This is a genomic window from Propionimicrobium sp. PCR01-08-3 (assembly GCF_030286045.1).
GTDB lineage: Bacteria > Actinomycetota > Actinomycetes > Propionibacteriales > Propionibacteriaceae > Brooklawnia.
On sequence record NZ_CP127390.1, the window covers coordinates 850,809 to 865,975 of the forward strand.

At 63.6% G+C, this 15,167-nt stretch carries 14 protein-coding genes, 1 tRNA gene and 3 pseudogenes; 10 read left to right on the top strand and 8 right to left on the bottom strand.

All coding sequences use genetic code 11. The features are described 5' to 3' along the window. Positions 1-92 precede the first annotated feature (92 nt). Together QQ658_RS15510 and QQ658_RS03990 are read left to right on the top strand one after the other, a co-directional pair. Positions 93-200 (top strand): annotated as a pseudogene (locus QQ658_RS15510) (ribbon-helix-helix domain-containing protein); the annotation flags it as partial. A 134-nt stretch (positions 201-334) separates the two neighbouring features. Continuing rightward, a complete protein-coding gene (locus QQ658_RS03990; protein ID WP_286026379.1) occupies positions 335-646 on the top strand; it encodes a type II toxin-antitoxin system RelE/ParE family toxin in 312 nt (103 codons plus the stop codon). A 265-nt stretch (positions 647-911) separates the two neighbouring features. Here the strand turns inward: QQ658_RS03990 and QQ658_RS03995 are convergent, their stop codons facing one another. Further along, on the bottom strand, positions 912-2,033 hold the full coding sequence (locus tag QQ658_RS03995; protein ID WP_286026380.1) for a restriction endonuclease: 1,122 nt from the start codon (positions 2,031-2,033) through the stop codon (positions 912-914). A gap of 82 nt (positions 2,034-2,115) precedes the next feature. On the opposite strand from QQ658_RS03995, the gene QQ658_RS04000 reads away from it, so the two are divergent. Then, positions 2,116-2,337 (top strand): hypothetical protein, encoded by a 222-nt coding sequence (locus tag QQ658_RS04000; RefSeq protein WP_286026381.1) that lies wholly within the window; start codon positions 2,116-2,118, stop codon positions 2,335-2,337. A gap of 166 nt (positions 2,338-2,503) precedes the next feature. On the opposite strand, the gene QQ658_RS04005 is transcribed toward QQ658_RS04000, so the two are convergent. The 3 genes from QQ658_RS04005 to QQ658_RS04015 all read right to left on the bottom strand — a co-directional run bounded on the left by QQ658_RS04005 (position 2,504) and on the right by QQ658_RS04015 (position 5,478). Further along, positions 2,504-3,862 carry a DUF6297 family protein gene (locus tag QQ658_RS04005; RefSeq protein WP_286026382.1) on the bottom strand — a complete coding sequence of 453 codons (1,359 nt, stop codon included), beginning with the start codon at positions 3,860-3,862 and terminating at the stop codon, positions 2,504-2,506. Between the two features lie 185 nt (positions 3,863-4,047). Next, positions 4,048-4,893 (bottom strand): M23 family metallopeptidase, encoded by an 846-nt coding sequence (locus QQ658_RS04010; RefSeq protein WP_286026383.1) that lies wholly within the window; start codon positions 4,891-4,893, stop codon positions 4,048-4,050. Between the two features lie 51 nt (positions 4,894-4,944). Next, a complete protein-coding gene (locus QQ658_RS04015; RefSeq protein ID WP_286026384.1) occupies positions 4,945-5,478 on the bottom strand; it encodes an ArsR/SmtB family transcription factor in 534 nt (177 codons plus the stop codon). 155 nt (positions 5,479-5,633) lie between these two features. On the opposite strand from QQ658_RS04015, the gene QQ658_RS04020 reads away from it, so the two are divergent. The 6 genes and pseudogenes from QQ658_RS04020 to QQ658_RS04045 all read left to right on the top strand — a co-directional run bounded on the left by QQ658_RS04020 (position 5,634) and on the right by QQ658_RS04045 (position 10,723). Next, positions 5,634-6,479 (top strand): ABC transporter ATP-binding protein, encoded by an 846-nt coding sequence (locus QQ658_RS04020; RefSeq protein ID WP_286026385.1) that lies wholly within the window; start codon positions 5,634-5,636, stop codon positions 6,477-6,479. A gap of 297 nt (positions 6,480-6,776) precedes the next feature. Beyond that, complete coding sequence (locus QQ658_RS04025; RefSeq protein ID WP_286026386.1) at positions 6,777-7,532, top strand: ABC transporter permease; 756 nt, start codon at positions 6,777-6,779, stop codon at positions 7,530-7,532. 121 nt (positions 7,533-7,653) lie between these two features. Further along, on the top strand, positions 7,654-8,688 hold the full coding sequence (locus QQ658_RS04030) for an ABC transporter substrate-binding protein (protein WP_286026387.1): 1,035 nt from the start codon (positions 7,654-7,656) through the stop codon (positions 8,686-8,688). A gap of 95 nt (positions 8,689-8,783) precedes the next feature. Continuing rightward, positions 8,784-9,491 (top strand): nicotinate-nucleotide adenylyltransferase, encoded by a 708-nt coding sequence (nadD, locus tag QQ658_RS04035; protein WP_286026388.1) that lies wholly within the window; start codon positions 8,784-8,786, stop codon positions 9,489-9,491. A 42-nt stretch (positions 9,492-9,533) separates the two neighbouring features. Beyond that, positions 9,534-9,938 (top strand): annotated as a pseudogene (rsfS, locus tag QQ658_RS04040) (ribosome silencing factor); the annotation flags it as partial. Positions 9,939-10,087: 149 nt separating this feature from the next. Next, positions 10,088-10,723: a histidine phosphatase family protein gene (locus tag QQ658_RS04045; protein ID WP_286026389.1), complete on the top strand. Its 636-nt coding sequence runs from the start codon at positions 10,088-10,090 to the stop codon at positions 10,721-10,723. On the opposite strand, the gene QQ658_RS04050 is transcribed toward QQ658_RS04045, so the two are convergent. After that, entirely contained in the window at positions 10,720-11,703 is a 984-nt protein-coding gene (locus QQ658_RS04050; RefSeq protein ID WP_286026390.1) for a cobalamin biosynthesis protein, read from the bottom strand. The two genes, QQ658_RS04045 and QQ658_RS04050, sit on opposite strands and share 4 nt — an antisense overlap. A gap of 314 nt (positions 11,704-12,017) precedes the next feature. On the opposite strand from QQ658_RS04050, the gene QQ658_RS04055 reads away from it, so the two are divergent. Beyond that, a tRNA-Ala gene (locus QQ658_RS04055) sits at positions 12,018-12,090 on the top strand. A 313-nt stretch (positions 12,091-12,403) separates the two neighbouring features. On the opposite strand, the pseudogene QQ658_RS04060 reads toward QQ658_RS04055, so the two are convergent. The 3 genes and pseudogenes from QQ658_RS04060 to QQ658_RS04070 form a co-directional block, all read right to left on the bottom strand. Beyond that, positions 12,404-13,444 (bottom strand): annotated as a pseudogene (locus QQ658_RS04060) (glycosyltransferase); the annotation flags it as partial. Beyond that, on the bottom strand, positions 13,441-14,772 hold the full coding sequence (locus QQ658_RS04065; protein ID WP_286026391.1) for a glycosyltransferase family 4 protein: 1,332 nt from the start codon (positions 14,770-14,772) through the stop codon (positions 13,441-13,443). The gene QQ658_RS04065 and the pseudogene QQ658_RS04060, both read right to left, overlap by 4 nt. Beyond that, positions 14,747-15,061, bottom strand: a complete 315-nt coding sequence (locus QQ658_RS04070) for a hypothetical protein (protein WP_286026392.1) — start codon at positions 15,059-15,061, stop codon at positions 14,747-14,749. The genes QQ658_RS04065 and QQ658_RS04070 overlap by 26 nt, the downstream gene beginning before the upstream one ends. Positions 15,062-15,167 lie beyond the last annotated feature (106 nt).

The following is a 15,167-nucleotide window of genomic DNA, read 5'->3' on the forward strand; positions in this document are numbered from 1 at the left end:
GAAAGCCTCCCTCTTGTAGGATTGAATCCTACTTCGGAGGTGGAGATCTTATGCGAACGACGAAGCAACTCAGCATTACCCTCCCGGTCGGCATGGCCGACGCTCTCAAGGAACGAGTGTCTTCTGGCGCTTACGCAAGTGAGAGCGAGGTTGTCCGCGATGGCCTGCGCGCACTGTTCGCCCAGGAGGAAGCCGTCGAAACATGGCTGCGCACTGAGGTCGTCACCGCATATGACGACTTGCGGGCCGACCCATCGCAGGCCATCAGCGCCCAGGACGTGCGGGCACACCTAGCTCGCATCCATACGGAGCGGACGGCCGCGAGTGAAGAGTGATGCGTCGAATTGTTTACTCGCCACGCGCTCGTGAGCAGTTGACGGATCTCTACACTTGGATCGCTGATCGGTCCGGGTTTCCAGATCGTGCCGAGGGCTACGTTTCGGCGATTTTGGACTACTGCGATGGGCTCACTAAGTTCCCCTTCGTCGGTGTGGCCCGGGACGATCTTCGGCCCGGTTTGCGCACGATCGGCTTTCGCCGCCGTGTTGTCATCGCATTTGCCGTCACCGATGACACGGTCGAGATTCTCGGTATCTACTACGGTGGTCGCGACTACGAGACGCTCATCGCTGGCACAAGATATTGACCGCTTGTTGTCGGGCGTAACAACGCTGTCCAGCTAATTTGGTTGCGAAGGCGCGTGCTCGGTACGCGAGGGAACGGCTCACCGAGACTCGATGATCGACGCAATCACATTGCAAACTCGTCAACGCAAAATTCTCCGCTCTTCATAACTTGGGGTCAAGTCACTCGATTGTGATTGATCCACGTCCGTTTGTTAACGGTTTCAGATATGCTTTTTTCTGTTCCGTTTCTAACCAAAGTACGCGCGTATCACGACGATTCCACTCTTAGAGATCACTCGCGTCCAGCTGTCGATAAATTCGGGTGACTAGGCAGTCCGTCCGAAGCATAGTCGAGATCAAAACATTCGGATTATTCAGATGAGAAGCCCGTTGGGGCTGAGTGAGATACTTGGTGATTCGGTGAGCTGCGTCGTGCCCTCGTGCAACCCCTTGGCGGGCTTCCACCTTAAGCCTTCGCAGCAACTCCTGAGGTAGAATTGCGGGGTCCAAAGCAACTTCAGCGAGCATGCCAATAGCCGTCATCGTCTTTTCGTCGATCAACATGTCTAATGAGATGTCCGGCGGAAGTGCCCCCTCCAGGCCGCTGAATTTGTCGCGCAGAAAGTCGCGCAACTCTCTTACCCCAATTACCGCTCGTCCCAGCAGGAAATCCGATCCCGGAGTCGCATCGGCATACCAACCCTCGCTGATCGCGCTAGCGAGATCAGCGTGCTTTTTCAGGAGTGTCCCTTCAACGATCCATGTGAGAAATTTTATCCGATTCTCTATTTCCTCGAAAAAGATGTCAGCTCGCTCGAAGTCTTTGAAATTGATGGCGGTGTGAAAGTCGCGCACTGATCTCTCAAGCTCAATCGCCATGTACGAGTAGTAAACCCAGAGGTCTGGGCTTATGCGGGTGCTCTGTGCATATCTGGCGAAGAGCGCCGTATCTTCGTCAAAAAGCATGGCAGCGAGGCTATAGCGAAGGGCCTGAATCTCAGCTAGTTCTGCTTTGCGGCCCTCTTCTTGGTCAGCGTCAGCAAGCAATACTGCTCTGCGAGACACGGGTGAACATCGTCCGTAAGGATCCATTTTGAAGAGCGCAACGCCAGATTGGTCTGCGTATCCTACGGCCTCCCCAGTGTAGCCACCTGTCGAGTAGAAGAGGGGAATTCTGTAATCGTGGCATGCTCCCCTCATACGCTGAACGTCGGGGCGTCCGACCGGATTCGCATGAAATTTGACTTGGGCCGCTGCTTGGCTGCTTTGCGCATCGATGCCGCCGTCTGCACCGCCCGAGGTTGTGGCCGCGTCAATGAAGCCGAAGCTTCTCATATGAACAGCGGCAGCAACTTCAGCTGCCTCCCAGTCTTCAAGGAAACCCGGGTTGGTCGATGTCTCGCTCACAGCAAGACCATATCGTTAACCACCGACAACATGAGTCGGTCAGCCGGAGTCCGTGGATCTCCTTGAGAGTGCTGGCCTTCGGGTGAGGTTTCTTGCAGTCGGTGTCGGCGGCTGTGACCGAGTCCTGGGCCAGAGTCCGTCGCGCTTGGTGGCCCGTGGCCTGGTGAACTTCGGTGCGGAGGAGCTACCAGCGATGCTGGGGCGCCGCTCGTCCGATCTCGCGGCGGACCTGGGCGCCCAGTACGAGCGGGAGATCGTCCACCGTGATTCGCTGATTCTGCTCAATCACGTCGCTGATTCCTGAGCCGCCTGGGTTCGTCAATTCAACGGCGAATCTGTTCTAGAACTTTCCGGACCATTCCAGGCGTGAGCGGCGGCATCGGCCCATCCGGCACAGCGACCGGAACACCGTCCCGCATTATCAGATGCATATTCACAATCTAGCCGCTATGTTTCGGCTGCCATTGGTCTCATTGGCGTCGTTGTCGGAGGCTCAAGAACAGGGCAGCGATCGGCAGGGGAAGCAAGGCCCATGCCGGTATTCCGAGTAGGTAGCTGAACAGAACAATTGCCAGGACGTCGATGCCGCGAACGGCAGCGATGATTACCCCAGCCGGAAGCGGGCCGGCATCGGTGACGATAACCAGGCCGAGATTGGTCGGATTCTTGGTGACGAAACGCACCGCTGCCGACAGGGCGGTCACGCCGATCAGGGACGCGGTGGCCAGCGCCTCCGGAGCCGATAAGCCAGCGAACAGCACCAGCGTAGGGACGAGAAAACCCGACCAGGCAACCACGAGTACCAACGGCACGACACAATATGCCGCGCGCTGAGAGAAATCAGACAACGGAAGACAGCGCGCGAGCCCTGGCGTCCGGGAAGTCACCCGCAATCCCGTCAATACGGGCAGCAGCACGATGGCCAGCAAAGGCGTGGTGACGACAACGGTGGCCTGGGGTCCGGTCCAGGCAAGCGCGGCAGCACCCAACAGCACGAGGACGACCGGAATGAGAACGCGCGGGTGCGCTCGTAGCCGCAACAGATCGCGCCAAACGAGCGCGCGGAATCCGGAACTCCTGCCCACAAGAGAAGACCTTGAGCCCGTCGATTGGAACGTGCTTTGGGTCGCGATGTCCAGGGCCAAGGGTGCTTCGACGCCTTGGACGGCGCCCGACAATGTGAACTGAAGCTGTCCGGCCGACATGAGTCGATGGCGCGTCAGCGTCCCCAACCTGCGTGCCGCCCGGTAAACGGCGCCGACGCCTGCGAGTGCCGAGAAACCAGCGACGAGTGTCGGCAGCTGATCCACAACGGTCATCGGTACCGGCACATGGAGAGTTGGACTCAAAGAGGCGATAGCTGCGCCCGTCCAGGCCACTCCCACGATGACCGGCAACCAGACGGAGGGGCGTGGCTTCGGGTGGTCAGACTCATGGCCAATTGCCTGGCATGCGGCAACTGTCCCGAGCCCTGCCATGGTGACGATCCATGAAACCGGGACGCCGAACAAAACCGTCGCCCCAGCACCGAGCAGCGCGCCGAGGCCGGCGAATACGGCCACCGTGCCGAAGAAGCGCCGAATGAGCAGATTCGAGCGCTCGAGCGGTGCGGAGTACACCCATGCGCCCATGGCGGCGGAGATACTCAAGGGGCCCAGGAACCCGGCCACCAATCGCGTGACCGCGAAGTGGAACGGCGCGAGCAGCCATGGAAGGGCGGAGATGGTGGCGGCGCAGCTGCCGGTCGAGCAGGTGAAGATGGGGATGCGGACCTGTGTGAGGGCGCCCACGAGCATGCTCCCCGTCAGCACCACAGCGAATACGAGCATGTAGACGCTGCTGGGAGTCCAGCTTCTTGTTCTACGCATCGCGCGTAGTGATTTCGTGATTCTTCGTTCGGGAGATACCTGCCGGATCCACAGCCGACGGGGCACTCCGGGAGGGGTGAAGGAATCCAAATCTAATTCGCCCGCTTCAGCCTCGATTCGGTGATCCGCCGATCGATGGCGCGCGATCACGCCTCCATGTGCTGGTCGTCGGATGGCAGCGAATCTACCTGCTCAGGTGTCTCGTCGAGGGTGATCCGAGCGAACTTCATCGGGATACCCTGTCCCGTCCAGGTCGAGGCCCTGTCCATCAGCTGGGCGTGCACATGAGGCTCAGTGGTGTTGCCGGAATTGCCGCATCGTCCGATCTGTTGGCCGGTCACGACCTGATCGCCGGTTTTCACCAGGGCCGATCCTCGCTGCAGATGGGCCACCAAAGCATGGACGCCATCGGCACGGCGGATCACAATGTGATTGCCCACAATGAATCCCGGTCCGCCGATCTCACGGATCATGCCCTCGATCATCATGTAAATGAATCCGAACCAGTTCGAACGCGCAAGGTGGTCACGTCGCCAGTCTGAGGAACGGGTCACGACCCCGTCGATCATGGCGTAGACGGGTTCACCGAAGGCGGGGTACTCGTTCGGCGAACGAGCGGGCATGCGTCCACCGAAGTCGGGTCGAGTCGCTCCTTCCGGCTCGAAGCAGAGGTCGATGGCGTAGGCCTGGCCGTAGGCACGGACGCCATGGCTGGGCACCTTCGTCTGCGGGCTGTTCATGCCCAGCCAGCGCCCCCGCACCGGCGAGGCAACCGTCTGGGTATCTTCGACGGGCAGCATCGTGGGCACGGTGAACGACAGGATCGCGCACACCGCCAAGGTGACGAGTGCGCCAATGGCGAGTTCGGTTTCCAGCGGTATCGTGCCCCGGAAGCCAAGCTTCCCGGCGACCAGCAGAGCGATCAAAAGCACGCCTGCGGCGTAGTAAATGGGTATGCGATAGCGGTAAACGAATAGGATCGAGCGTTTCATGATGGTCCTCTCGTCGTCGTTGGGAAGGTGGTAGCGCGGGTCGATGCGCGATTACCGTTCTGCACTCGCGATACAGATCAGCAGCGGGACTATTCGCGCGGGTGGAATCTCGTAGCTTCCCCGTCCGGTTTGGCGCACCCAACCGGTGGCGACCAATTGGCGTAGATGGTGATGCAGCTGGCCGGTCGTGCCGAGTGACTCAATTGCGGCCAGGTCCGCCGTGTGGTGAACACCGGAGAGAATCTGCCGGAGTAGTTCAACGCGCACCGGGTGGCCAAGTGCCGCGAATACTGCGGCTTGTTCGGACCAATCCGACTCGATCAGTCCGGAGGTGCCGATGGTTTGCTGCCAGGCGATCGGTCCACCCTCTGCAAGCGTGAGTGAACCAACCAGCATCACCGCACCATCGGACGTTGTTTGGTCATCGGAAAGCCTGGATTGCAGCTCGTTCAGCGCCCAGAATCCATCAGACTCGGTGGTTGGATTGGTGGACGAGGATGACTTCTGTGCGCGCTTCTCGAGTTCGTCAACCCGGTTTGACAGATCTCGCAACTCGTCTCGCAGTGACTGCATTGATTCGTCCATAGATGAAATAATACGTACTTCCGTATTGCCGTACAAGTGTTTGGGGCGGGCACAACCGTCGAGGTTGCTATAGTGATCGCCGAAGACACGGGGTGCCGTGAAACCGCTTGGTTCTCACGGCTGAGAAATGACTCGTTGAACCTGATCTCATTCGGATGAGCGGAGGGATGTCGATGACCATGGACGCGCCGGCCGATTCTTCGGGACCCGCGATCGTCGTCCACGATGTCGGCTACCGCTATCCGAAAGATGAGCGCGCTGTTCTGGGAAGGGTGCAGCTCACCGTGTCCGAAGGCCGACACATCGCATTGATCGGACGCTCCGGTTGCGGCAAATCCACGCTGCTCTCCATCATCGCCGGGCTGCGCGAACCCGATGCCGGCACGGTCAGCGTGCTCGGACGCGACGACCCCGCCGGCAGGCTTGCGTCCTGCGCGATCATGCCCCAGGGCGATTCATTGCTGCCGTGGCTGAACCTGCTCGACAATGTCGCGATCAGCCTGCGCAACCGTGGCATCAAACGCCCTCTCGCCAGAGACCGAGCACATGCCACGTTGCAGCAATGGGGTTTGTCGGATTGGGAATCTTCGCGTCCGGCCGCACTATCGGGCGGTATGCGCCAGCGCGCCGCACTGGCCCGCGCACTGCTGGCCGACAAGCCCATATTGCTGGCGGACGAGCCGCTCGGGGCCCTCGACGCCATCACCCGCGCCGAGATCCAGCAATGGCTACGCGAAACGATGATTCGCACCAAGGCAACCATGATCATGGTCACCCACGACGTGGACGAAGCCCTGCTGCTCTCCGATCGAGTCGTGCTGCTGGCCGGGACGCAGCCGGGGGAGCCGGCCAGCGCGATCGCCTCGTGGCCGGGCTGGTTCGCCGATGACAGACCGCGTGACCGGCTGCTCGGAGATCCCGAATTCGCGCGCGCCCGCCAAGAGATCCTGGGATCGTTCGCGGGTCATCGGATGGTGGAAGACGGGCGGGAACAGCTATGAGCTCTCGCGACTCGTCAAGGACCAAGAGGCGGCAATTTGCGAATGTGGATGCTCTGACATCCGAGAGCAATCGATCGCATGGGGAACCTGACCGCACGGTCAAACGCCCTGGCGATGAATCCTGGTCCTGCGCTTTCCGGGTTGGTCTGCAGGGTGCTCGGGACGGGAATGCTTTCCCTGAAGTGATATCCGGTTCGGCTGTGATGGGAAGGTGGGCTGATGCCGGATTCTAGGAAGACCCATAAGCCTACGGCCCACCATTCCGGAGTTCCCGCAGGGAGGGGATGGTTCTGGAAAATGGCAGTTCCACCGATCATCACGATCGTCCTGGTGCTGACGTTGTGGATCGTTATTACCGCAGGCGGGTTCGTGCCCGACTACGTCATTCCCTCACCCGGGGCGGTGCTGCACTCGCTGGTCACCACCTGGCCGACCAGACTGGCTTCCGCCACCTGGCTCACTCTCGCGGAAACCGTGGTTGGCGTGCTGGTCGGGGTCATGGTGGCCGTGATCACCGTGGTCATCTCGGGCTACTTGCCGGTGATCGGCACCGCGATGACTCCGTTGTTGATCGCGTCTCAGGCGATACCGGTGATCGTCGTCGGCCCGCTGCTGACCATCGCGCTGGGCTATGGCATGAGCCCCAAGGTGATCGTGGTCGCCTTGCTCTGCTTCTTCCCGGTCGCACTCAATCTGCTGGCCGGCATTCGCTCGGTGGACGCCCGTTTGGTCGACACGATGCGCAGCCTGCACGCCTCCAGACATGAACTGTTATGGAGACTACGGCTGCCTGCGGCGGCACCCCGAGGGTTCGCGGGACTGCGAGTTTCGGTGACGTTTGCGCCGGTCGCCGCGGTCTTCGCCGAATACACCGGATCGACCAACGGCATCGGATACCTGATGCTGCAGGCCATCCCACGCATGCAGACCGACTTCGTCTTCGCGCAGGTCGTCGTCCTCACCGTCATGTCGGCGACCTTGCTCGGCGCTGTGACGCTGCTCGAGCGTCTGGTTTGTTCTTGGAACACGCCCACACGAGAAAGCGAAGCCTGATGGCCGTGGAACAGATAACCACATTGGCCAGCACCGAGTCGGCCCGGGCGAGTGGCGGATCGATACGAAGCCATGTGAACTCGGCCTGCCCGTGCAGGCCACTCAACGGAGGAGCTGAGAAATGAAGACAGCAATGCGATGGGGTAGGGCGAAATTCGGATCATTGACAGCAGTCACACTGGCGGCCTGCCTGGCGTTGACCGCATGCGGCTCATCGCCGGACGATCCCACCACATCGGGCGCGGGGGAGAGCGGCGCGCAGGTGAGCGTCCTGCTGGATTGGGCACCCAACCCCGACCACGTGGCACTCTATGCGGCTCAGCACACCGGCGCGTACCAGGACGCCGGGGTCAATGTGGCCTTCACCACGCCCTCGAACACCGCGGACGCCGCCCGCGAGGTATCGCTCGGACGCGTCGACCTGGCGGTCTCGTATGAGCCCGACACCCTGATCGCGATCGACTCCGGGTTGGACGTGATTTCGGTGGCGGCCTTGATTCCGACCTCGCTCACCTCGCTGATCACCAGATACGACTCGGGAATCGAATCCGCCGCCGACCTCGGCGGCACGACGATCGGATTGTCCGGGCTGGCCTCCCAAGAGCCGACCATCGATTTCATCGCCCGCAATGCCAACGTCGACCCGTCGTCCATTCAACTGCCGAATGTGCAGCAAAGCCTCAACCAGGCGCTGCTGACCGATCAGGTGGACGCCATCTTTGGCGCCTTCCGCAACATCGAGGGAGTCGAACTCGCCGAACAGGGAGACTTCCGCATTCTGCCGGCCACCGATCTGGGCGTGCCCGACTATGCCGAACTGGTCATCATCGCCAACCCGCAACGCCTGCAAGACGACGCCGACTACGCCGAACGGGTCAGAGCATTTCTTGCCGGCACCGCCCAGGGCCAACAAGCCGCCATCGCCGACCCACAGGCAGCGATCGACGCGCTAACTCCTGAGACCGAGGGATCGTACGACCCCGAGGTACTCGCGAAGATGGTGGACGCCACAATCGAGCTTCTTCCGACAGACGGCTTCGGCACCCAATCAGGCGACGACTGGGCAACCTATGCGTCCTGGATGTTCGACAACGGATTGCTCGAATCGGCTGTCGATGGGGCCGACGCCACGACGAACGAATACCTTCCGGCATGACACAACAGGTCACCCACTGCGTCCGCGTACACTCGACGCCCGACGCCGCGGCCAACGAATACCTTCCGGCATAGCGATACCAGTATTGTGCTGCCATGACCGACCTCGGTGAACAACTGCACGAGTCGATTGACCTGGGACTCGCCCGCATTCGCGACGGCAAAAATCGCTATCGGCTGGGCGTGATGGGTGGCACTTTCGACCCTATCCATCATGGGCACCTCGTGGCGGCCAGCGAAGTCGCTGCCCGCTTCGATCTGCAAGAAGTCGTGTTCGTGCCCACCGGCACTCCGTGGCAAAAGGCCGGACGAAAGGTCAGCAATCGCGAAGACCGCTATCTCATGACGGTGATCGCGACAGCGTCCAACCCAAGGTTCAGTGTCTCCAGGGTCGATATCGACCGGGTGGGCAACACCTACACGGTCGACACCCTCAAAGAGCTCAAGTCCGAACGCGGCGAAGATGTCGACCTGACCTTCATCACTGGTGCTGATGCTTTGGGCTCGATTCTCACCTGGCGTGGTGCAGAGGAGCTCTTCGATCTGGCCAACTTCGTCGGGGTGTCTCGTCCCGGCGTCGATCTGAGAGCCCGCGATCTCAGCCATCTGCCTGCCGAGAAGGTGACCAGGTTGGAGGTGCCGGCACTGGCGATCAGCTCGACCGAGTGCCGCAACAGGGTGCGCGAGGGGTTGCCGCTGTGGTATCTGGTGCCGGATGGCGTCGTCCAATATGTTGCCAAACGCGGCCTCTATACCCCGGCAAATGAGGGGGAAACGCTGGAGGCCGATAATGTCGACTGGTAAGCAAGGATTTCTAGATCAGCACATGATCAGTCTGGATGTGATGTGAGCGCTACCGAAGAAGCCATCAAGATCGCCCGGGTCGCCGCGCAGGCCGCCCACGACAAGAAAGGCCTCGACATCGTCGCGTTCGATGTGTCGGAGCCGCTGGCCATTGCCGACATCTTCTTGATCGTGAGCGCGAACAACGAGCGATTGGTGGGCGCGATCGTCGACGAGATCGAGGACAACCTGATCATCACCGAAGACCTGCGTCCGCTTCGCAGGGAGGGTGGCTCCGAGAACCGCTGGGTGCTGCTCGACTACGGCGATGTCGTGGTGCACGTGCAGCACACCGAAGAACGTGAGCTCTATGCGCTGGAGCGGCTGTGGAAGGACTGCCCGGTCGTCGATCTCAAGCTGGCGGACGACGAGTCTGCTTCCGGTTCCGATTCGGCAACCGATGAACAAGGCTCCGCTGTGTCGGACGAGGACTTCGCCGCTGGCGAGGAGTTCACCGGGACCCGGCAGTCGTTCGCCGAGCGCGACGGCCTGGAAGAGGTCCTGTCACCCACCGGCCATCGCGATCAGCCGGCTGAGGATGCGGAGGGCGACGCGTAGTGGCCGACGCACGCACTCACATCATCTTGTGGCGGCACGGGCAGACCGCCTACAACGTAGAACATCGATTTCAGGGGCAGCTCGATGTGCCGCTGAACGAGGTGGGGCTCAAGCAGGCCGAGATCGCTGCGGAGCCTTTGTCGAAGCTGCCGATTGACGCGATCTATGCCTCCCCGCTGCATCGGGCCCATGTCACTGCTGAGGCGTTGGCCCGTCGGGTCGACCTGCCCATCACGAGCGATGTCCGCCTCGAAGAGGTCAACGTCGGTTCCTGGGAAGGCATGCTCGCAGACGACATCTATCGCGAGAACCCGGACTTTGTTGCCGGGCTCGCCGAGGGACGTGACGTGCGGCGCTCACCGACGGGGGAGACCTGCACCGAGGTGGCAGTGCGTATCTCCGAGGCCTTGCGCGAGATCGCCGCGAAGCACCCCGGTCAGACCGTCGTGGTGGCCAGCCACGGATTGGCGATCAGGATGGGAACCGCAGGCGTGCTCGGCTGGGACTACGAATCCTCCACGAGCCTGGCGGGCATGTCGAACTGCGGCTGGACGGTGCTCGGTGCCCGCACCGAGGGCTATTGGAAGCTGGTCAGCTGGAACCAGCAAGCCGAGGGGCTCCTGCTCAGCGACTAGCGAGTTCTTCTTTTCGTCACCAGCCCGGTCACGATTGTCATCGTCGCGGCGATGCCTGCGGACGCTGCTGTGACCGCGCTGACAAGTGTGGACGCCCGCCTGATCGTCCGTACATCTGGCGCCGGGGTACCGGGATCGCCGAGCGCAGGACGCTCCTCTACGCGTCCGTGATAGTCGGACGCACCACCCAGGTGGGTGCCGAGGGCTCCCGCCCAGGCCGCCTCGCACCAGCCGCCGTTGGGGCTGGGGTGGTTGCGGGCATCGCGCATCATGACCCGCCACGCGTTCGGCGCGCTGCCGCCGATGGTGGGAGCCAATGCGCTGGAGATCGCACCCGACAGCCTGGCCGGAATATAGGCGGCCACGTCGTCCACGATCGCAGAGGCCTTGCCGAAGTTCTCGTACCGCGGATTGTGATAGCCAACCATCGCGTCCAAGGTGTTGATGGCCCGATGCAGCAGCAGCCCCAGAATTCCTGCGGCCGATCCCCAGAACAGTGAGCAGACCACGGCGTCCGAGGTGTTCTCGGCGAGCGATTCGACGGTGCCTCTGGCCAGTTCGGCAGCGTCCAGGTCTTCGGGGTTGCGGCTGCACAGGTGGGTGAGCCGGTCCCGAGCTGCTGGAATATCGTCGTCCGCCAGATCGTCGGCCATCTGCTCGCCTTCGGAAGCGAGGTTGTGCCCGCCGAGGACCGCCCAGGTTGCGGTGGCGGTGAGCGCCGCACGCGCCAGCGGGTGGTTGCGAGTGAGACGGTCGGCCGCGAGCCCAATGGCTGCTACGGGTGCAAGCGCGGTCGCCGTGAACAGTGCTCCGCGGCCGATCGAGTCTTGGTACAGGTGCTTCTCCAGCCACAACGCCCAACTGCCGAACCAGGCAACCGGGTGATGCCGCTTCGGATCCCCGAAGACGGCGTCTGCGGCGGCTCCTGCCATCAGCCCGATCGCGGTTGCGGACGATAGCGATTCAATGCGCAAGCTCACGCCATCAGGGTAGCCGGGGCGTGATGGCTTCGGCTGCCGCAGTTGCATGTGTTCGCTATATCAGCGGACCCGAGTCTGGTGGGGCTCAGGCGGCGTCCGCGGCCTCCGGGCCTGATCGTCCGGCTGTGAAACCACGCGCTGGGTACCTGTCCGATGCGACGGCCAAACGCGAAGTTGTTATCGCCGCAACTATCCATCGTGCCGTGACCGGCATTGGCCGAGGGAGATGTGTCGCGTTGTCTGAATTTGGCGCGGCTTGAAGCGGTGCGCTAGTGTTTCTCTGGTCGCCGCGAGAGTGGTGATGCCAGAAATCTGGGGCATTGGCGCAGTTGGTAGCGCGCTTCCATGGCATGGAAGAGGTCAGGGGTTCAAATCCCCTATGCTCCACATAATCGGCAACGTTCGAACCTTGCCCCGCTTCAATGCGGGATGGGGTTCGGGCGTTGACGTTCTTCGTTTTCGCGGCGGTGTCGAGGATCGTGGCGACGGGCTCGGCGGCCTCGATGGTGACCTTCTCCTCGTCGTCGATGGTGGTTTTGGTGAACAGGGCGGTGAGCGCCGTGATCTGGCGGCGCGCCACCCGGGAGGCCCGCGGGGTGGGGCGGCGGACCTGCTCGTAGAGCCACTCGAAGGTGTCGAGAGTGCGGGCGAAACCGTGCGCTTCCACAATGTGCCGTCCCGCCTCGGCCATCCTGTGGCGCAGCCCGGCGTTGCTCAGCAGCTGGGTCAGGTGCCCGGCCAGGGCTGTGGCGTCACCGGGGGTGTAGAGGAACCCGTTGTCGCCGTGGTGCACCAGATGGGGCAGGGCCATCGCGTCGGCGGCCACCACCGGCATCCCGGTGGCCATCGCCTCCAGGGTCACCAGGGACTGCAGTTCGGCGGTGCCGGGCATGGCGAACACGCTCGCCCGGCCGTAGGCCTTCAGCAGCTCGGCGTCGGACACCTTGCCCAGGAAGCGCACCCGGTCGGGGCCCAGATCCAGGTCGGCGGCCAGTCGCTCCCACTCGGTACGTGCCGATCCGGCTCCGACGGTGTCCAGGCGCCCCGGCACGTCATCGGGCAGCAGGGCCATCGCGGCGATGATGTCCTCCAGATGCTTCTCCGGATCCAGTCGGCCGACGAACAGCACCACCGGGTCCCCGGACATCACCCGGGGGATCCGCCGGTAGCGGTCCAGATCGACCCCGTTGGAGACCGCCAGTCCGTCGATCCCGGTGTCGGCGTACATGAGGTCGACCGCCTTCTGAGTCGGCGAGGTGACGGCGTCGGCCTGCAGGTAGACCCGCCTCACGTCGCGCCACAGCGCCTTGGCGACCGCCGGGCGCAGCATCTCGGGACAGGGCAGATGGTCGAGCACGTTCTCGGGCATGAGGTGGTTGGTGGCCACGATGCCGATGCCGCGGCGCCTGGCCTCGACGACCAGTGCCCGACCGAGGAAGAAGCCGCTCTGGACGTGGACGGCGTCGGGACGGACGTCGTCCAGGAGCCTTCCCGCCGCGGCACGGATGCCGGTCGGCCGGGTCACCGGGAAGTCTCGGTATCCGGCGTAGCGGAAGGAGCGGAAGCGGTGGACGACGACGCCGGCGTCGTCGATCAGCTCACCCGGTGTGCCGACGGGGGAGGGGCAGGCCAGGTGCACCTGGTGCCCGCGGGCCGCCAGGCCGCGGGCCAGACTCCGGGTGAACTGCGCGGCGCCGTTGACGGTAGGCGGGTAGGTGTCGGTTCCGATGAGGATCCTCATGATGCGTTCTCCAGTTCTGTCGGGCTCGTGATGGGTGCATCAGCGCAGCTGCGGATGTCAGTGCAGTCGCGGACGCCGGCCCGGCGGTAGACGTCCAGAACAGATGAAGTGAAGTGACCGGCGGTGAACAGGTCGCGGGCGCTCATGGCGCGGCGTGAGGCTTCGATCACCGGCCCGGGGGACAGCGCCAGCCCAGCGAGGATGCTCGCCAGATCGATGCCCGGCTGTCCGGAGATCGGCTTCCCTGGGCCCTGGTCCTCGAAGGCGGGCATCCCGGCCCCCGGCAGCCCCTTGGTGGCGACTAGGCCCTCAGCCAGGGCCGGGTCGCACCAGATGACGCCGCGCAGCGCGGTGACGGACTCGGCCACCGTCATCGGCTGGTTGTCCCAGCCGATCGAGCTCAGCACCGTGACGTGATTGCGCCTCAGGCGGGCCGGGATCAGGTGATTCGGCAGGGCCCCCGCCAGATGGATTCCGGGCCGCTCGTCGACCATCCGCGCCACCTGGCAGAACTGCGGGCCGGTGCCCACCATGTCCACCCGGAGGTTGTCGGGTCCGACGGCGTCCAGCGCCTTCAGTGCAGCCTCGACGAACGCCACGACGCGCTTCTCGGGGGTGAAGCGGCCGATCCACAGCACCCGCAGCGGCCCGGCGACCCTTGTCAGGGGCTCGGCAGCCGGATTCGCGGGAGCCGAGTTGGGCACGACGTCCACCTTCGGCAACCCTGCCCACCGCAGCCTCACAGCCTGGTGGGCCGAGGGGGAGATCACCCGGTCGACCCGGCGAGCCAGGGTCAGCGTCATGTTGCGCAGCGCCGAGTCGCCGCGGCGCTCCGCGAGGATGTCAGCGGTGGGCTCCAGGCCGGTGACGGCACGATGGAACCGCGGTACGGCGTGCGCCAGGAGGGTCTGCACCGGCGCCCGGGTCTGCCAGAAGAAGGTGTGCACGGTCTCGACGGTGGGGATGCCCAGCTCTTTTGCGACCGCGATGGCGGCGGCCGCCAGCCCGAACTCGGAGTGGACGACGTCGACGTTGCGGACATTGAACGCTTGTCGCAGCCGGGCCCGCAGCCGTTCGGTGTTGCGGATCACCGGCAGGCCCAGTCCGGGCAGGGTGAGCGCGGCGCTGATCGGGAACGTGGTGACGCCGTCGTGCTCCCCGAGCCGTTCGAGTCGCCCGCTGGGCGGGCTGACCGCCAGCACGTCGGCCACTCCCGACAGCGCTCGGACCTGGTCGGCGTAGGCGTTCTCGGCGCCGCCGAGATGGGCCAGGGAGTAGTCGGAGACGACTGCGACGCACAGGTCATGGTGACGAGGACGGGTGATCATGGGAACCTCCGGAGGAGTGTGGACGGGGGGAGTGGGGCGGCTGAAACCGTGAGAGAGCGGCGACACCGAGGGCCGCCACCGCGCCGCAGACGGCCATGCCCGCGATGACCGGGGCCCCGGCACTGGCGCCCTCGCCGAGGGCGACCATCCCGAAGACGACCGCCACGATCGGATCGATGGTGGTCAGGGCCCCGACGGTCACCTCCGCCCGGCCGGCCGCGCAGGCCTGCTGGACGATGAGCACCCCGATCACCGCGGCCCCGGCGATGGCCGCGGCGGTGAGCAGCACCGGGGCCGAGGTGATCGCATGCCCGCCGGTCAGCAGGCGGAGACGAGCTTCACCAAGGCTGCGGTGAGGCCGTAGAAGAGGGCCCCTGCGGTGGCCAGCATCAGGG

Coding starts and splice junctions, on each gene's coding strand:
- QQ658_RS03990 (WP_286026379.1), top strand. CDS start 335: ATGCGTCGAATTGTTTACTCGCCACGCGCTCGTGAGCAGTTGACGGAT.
- QQ658_RS04005 (WP_286026382.1), bottom strand. CDS start 3,862: ATGCTCGTATTCGCTGTGGTGCTGACGGGGAGCATGCTCGTGGGCGCC.
- QQ658_RS04010 (WP_286026383.1), bottom strand. CDS start 4,893: ATGAAACGCTCGATCCTATTCGTTTACCGCTATCGCATACCCATTTAC.
- QQ658_RS04015 (WP_286026384.1), bottom strand. CDS start 5,478: ATGGACGAATCAATGCAGTCACTGCGAGACGAGTTGCGAGATCTGTCA.
- QQ658_RS04020 (WP_286026385.1), top strand. CDS start 5,634: ATGAGCGGAGGGATGTCGATGACCATGGACGCGCCGGCCGATTCTTCG.
- QQ658_RS04025 (WP_286026386.1), top strand. CDS start 6,777: ATGGCAGTTCCACCGATCATCACGATCGTCCTGGTGCTGACGTTGTGG.
- QQ658_RS04030 (WP_286026387.1), top strand. CDS start 7,654: ATGAAGACAGCAATGCGATGGGGTAGGGCGAAATTCGGATCATTGACA.
- nadD (WP_286026388.1), top strand. CDS start 8,784: ATGACCGACCTCGGTGAACAACTGCACGAGTCGATTGACCTGGGACTC.
- QQ658_RS04065 (WP_286026391.1), bottom strand. CDS start 14,772: ATGATCACCCGTCCTCGTCACCATGACCTGTGCGTCGCAGTCGTCTCC.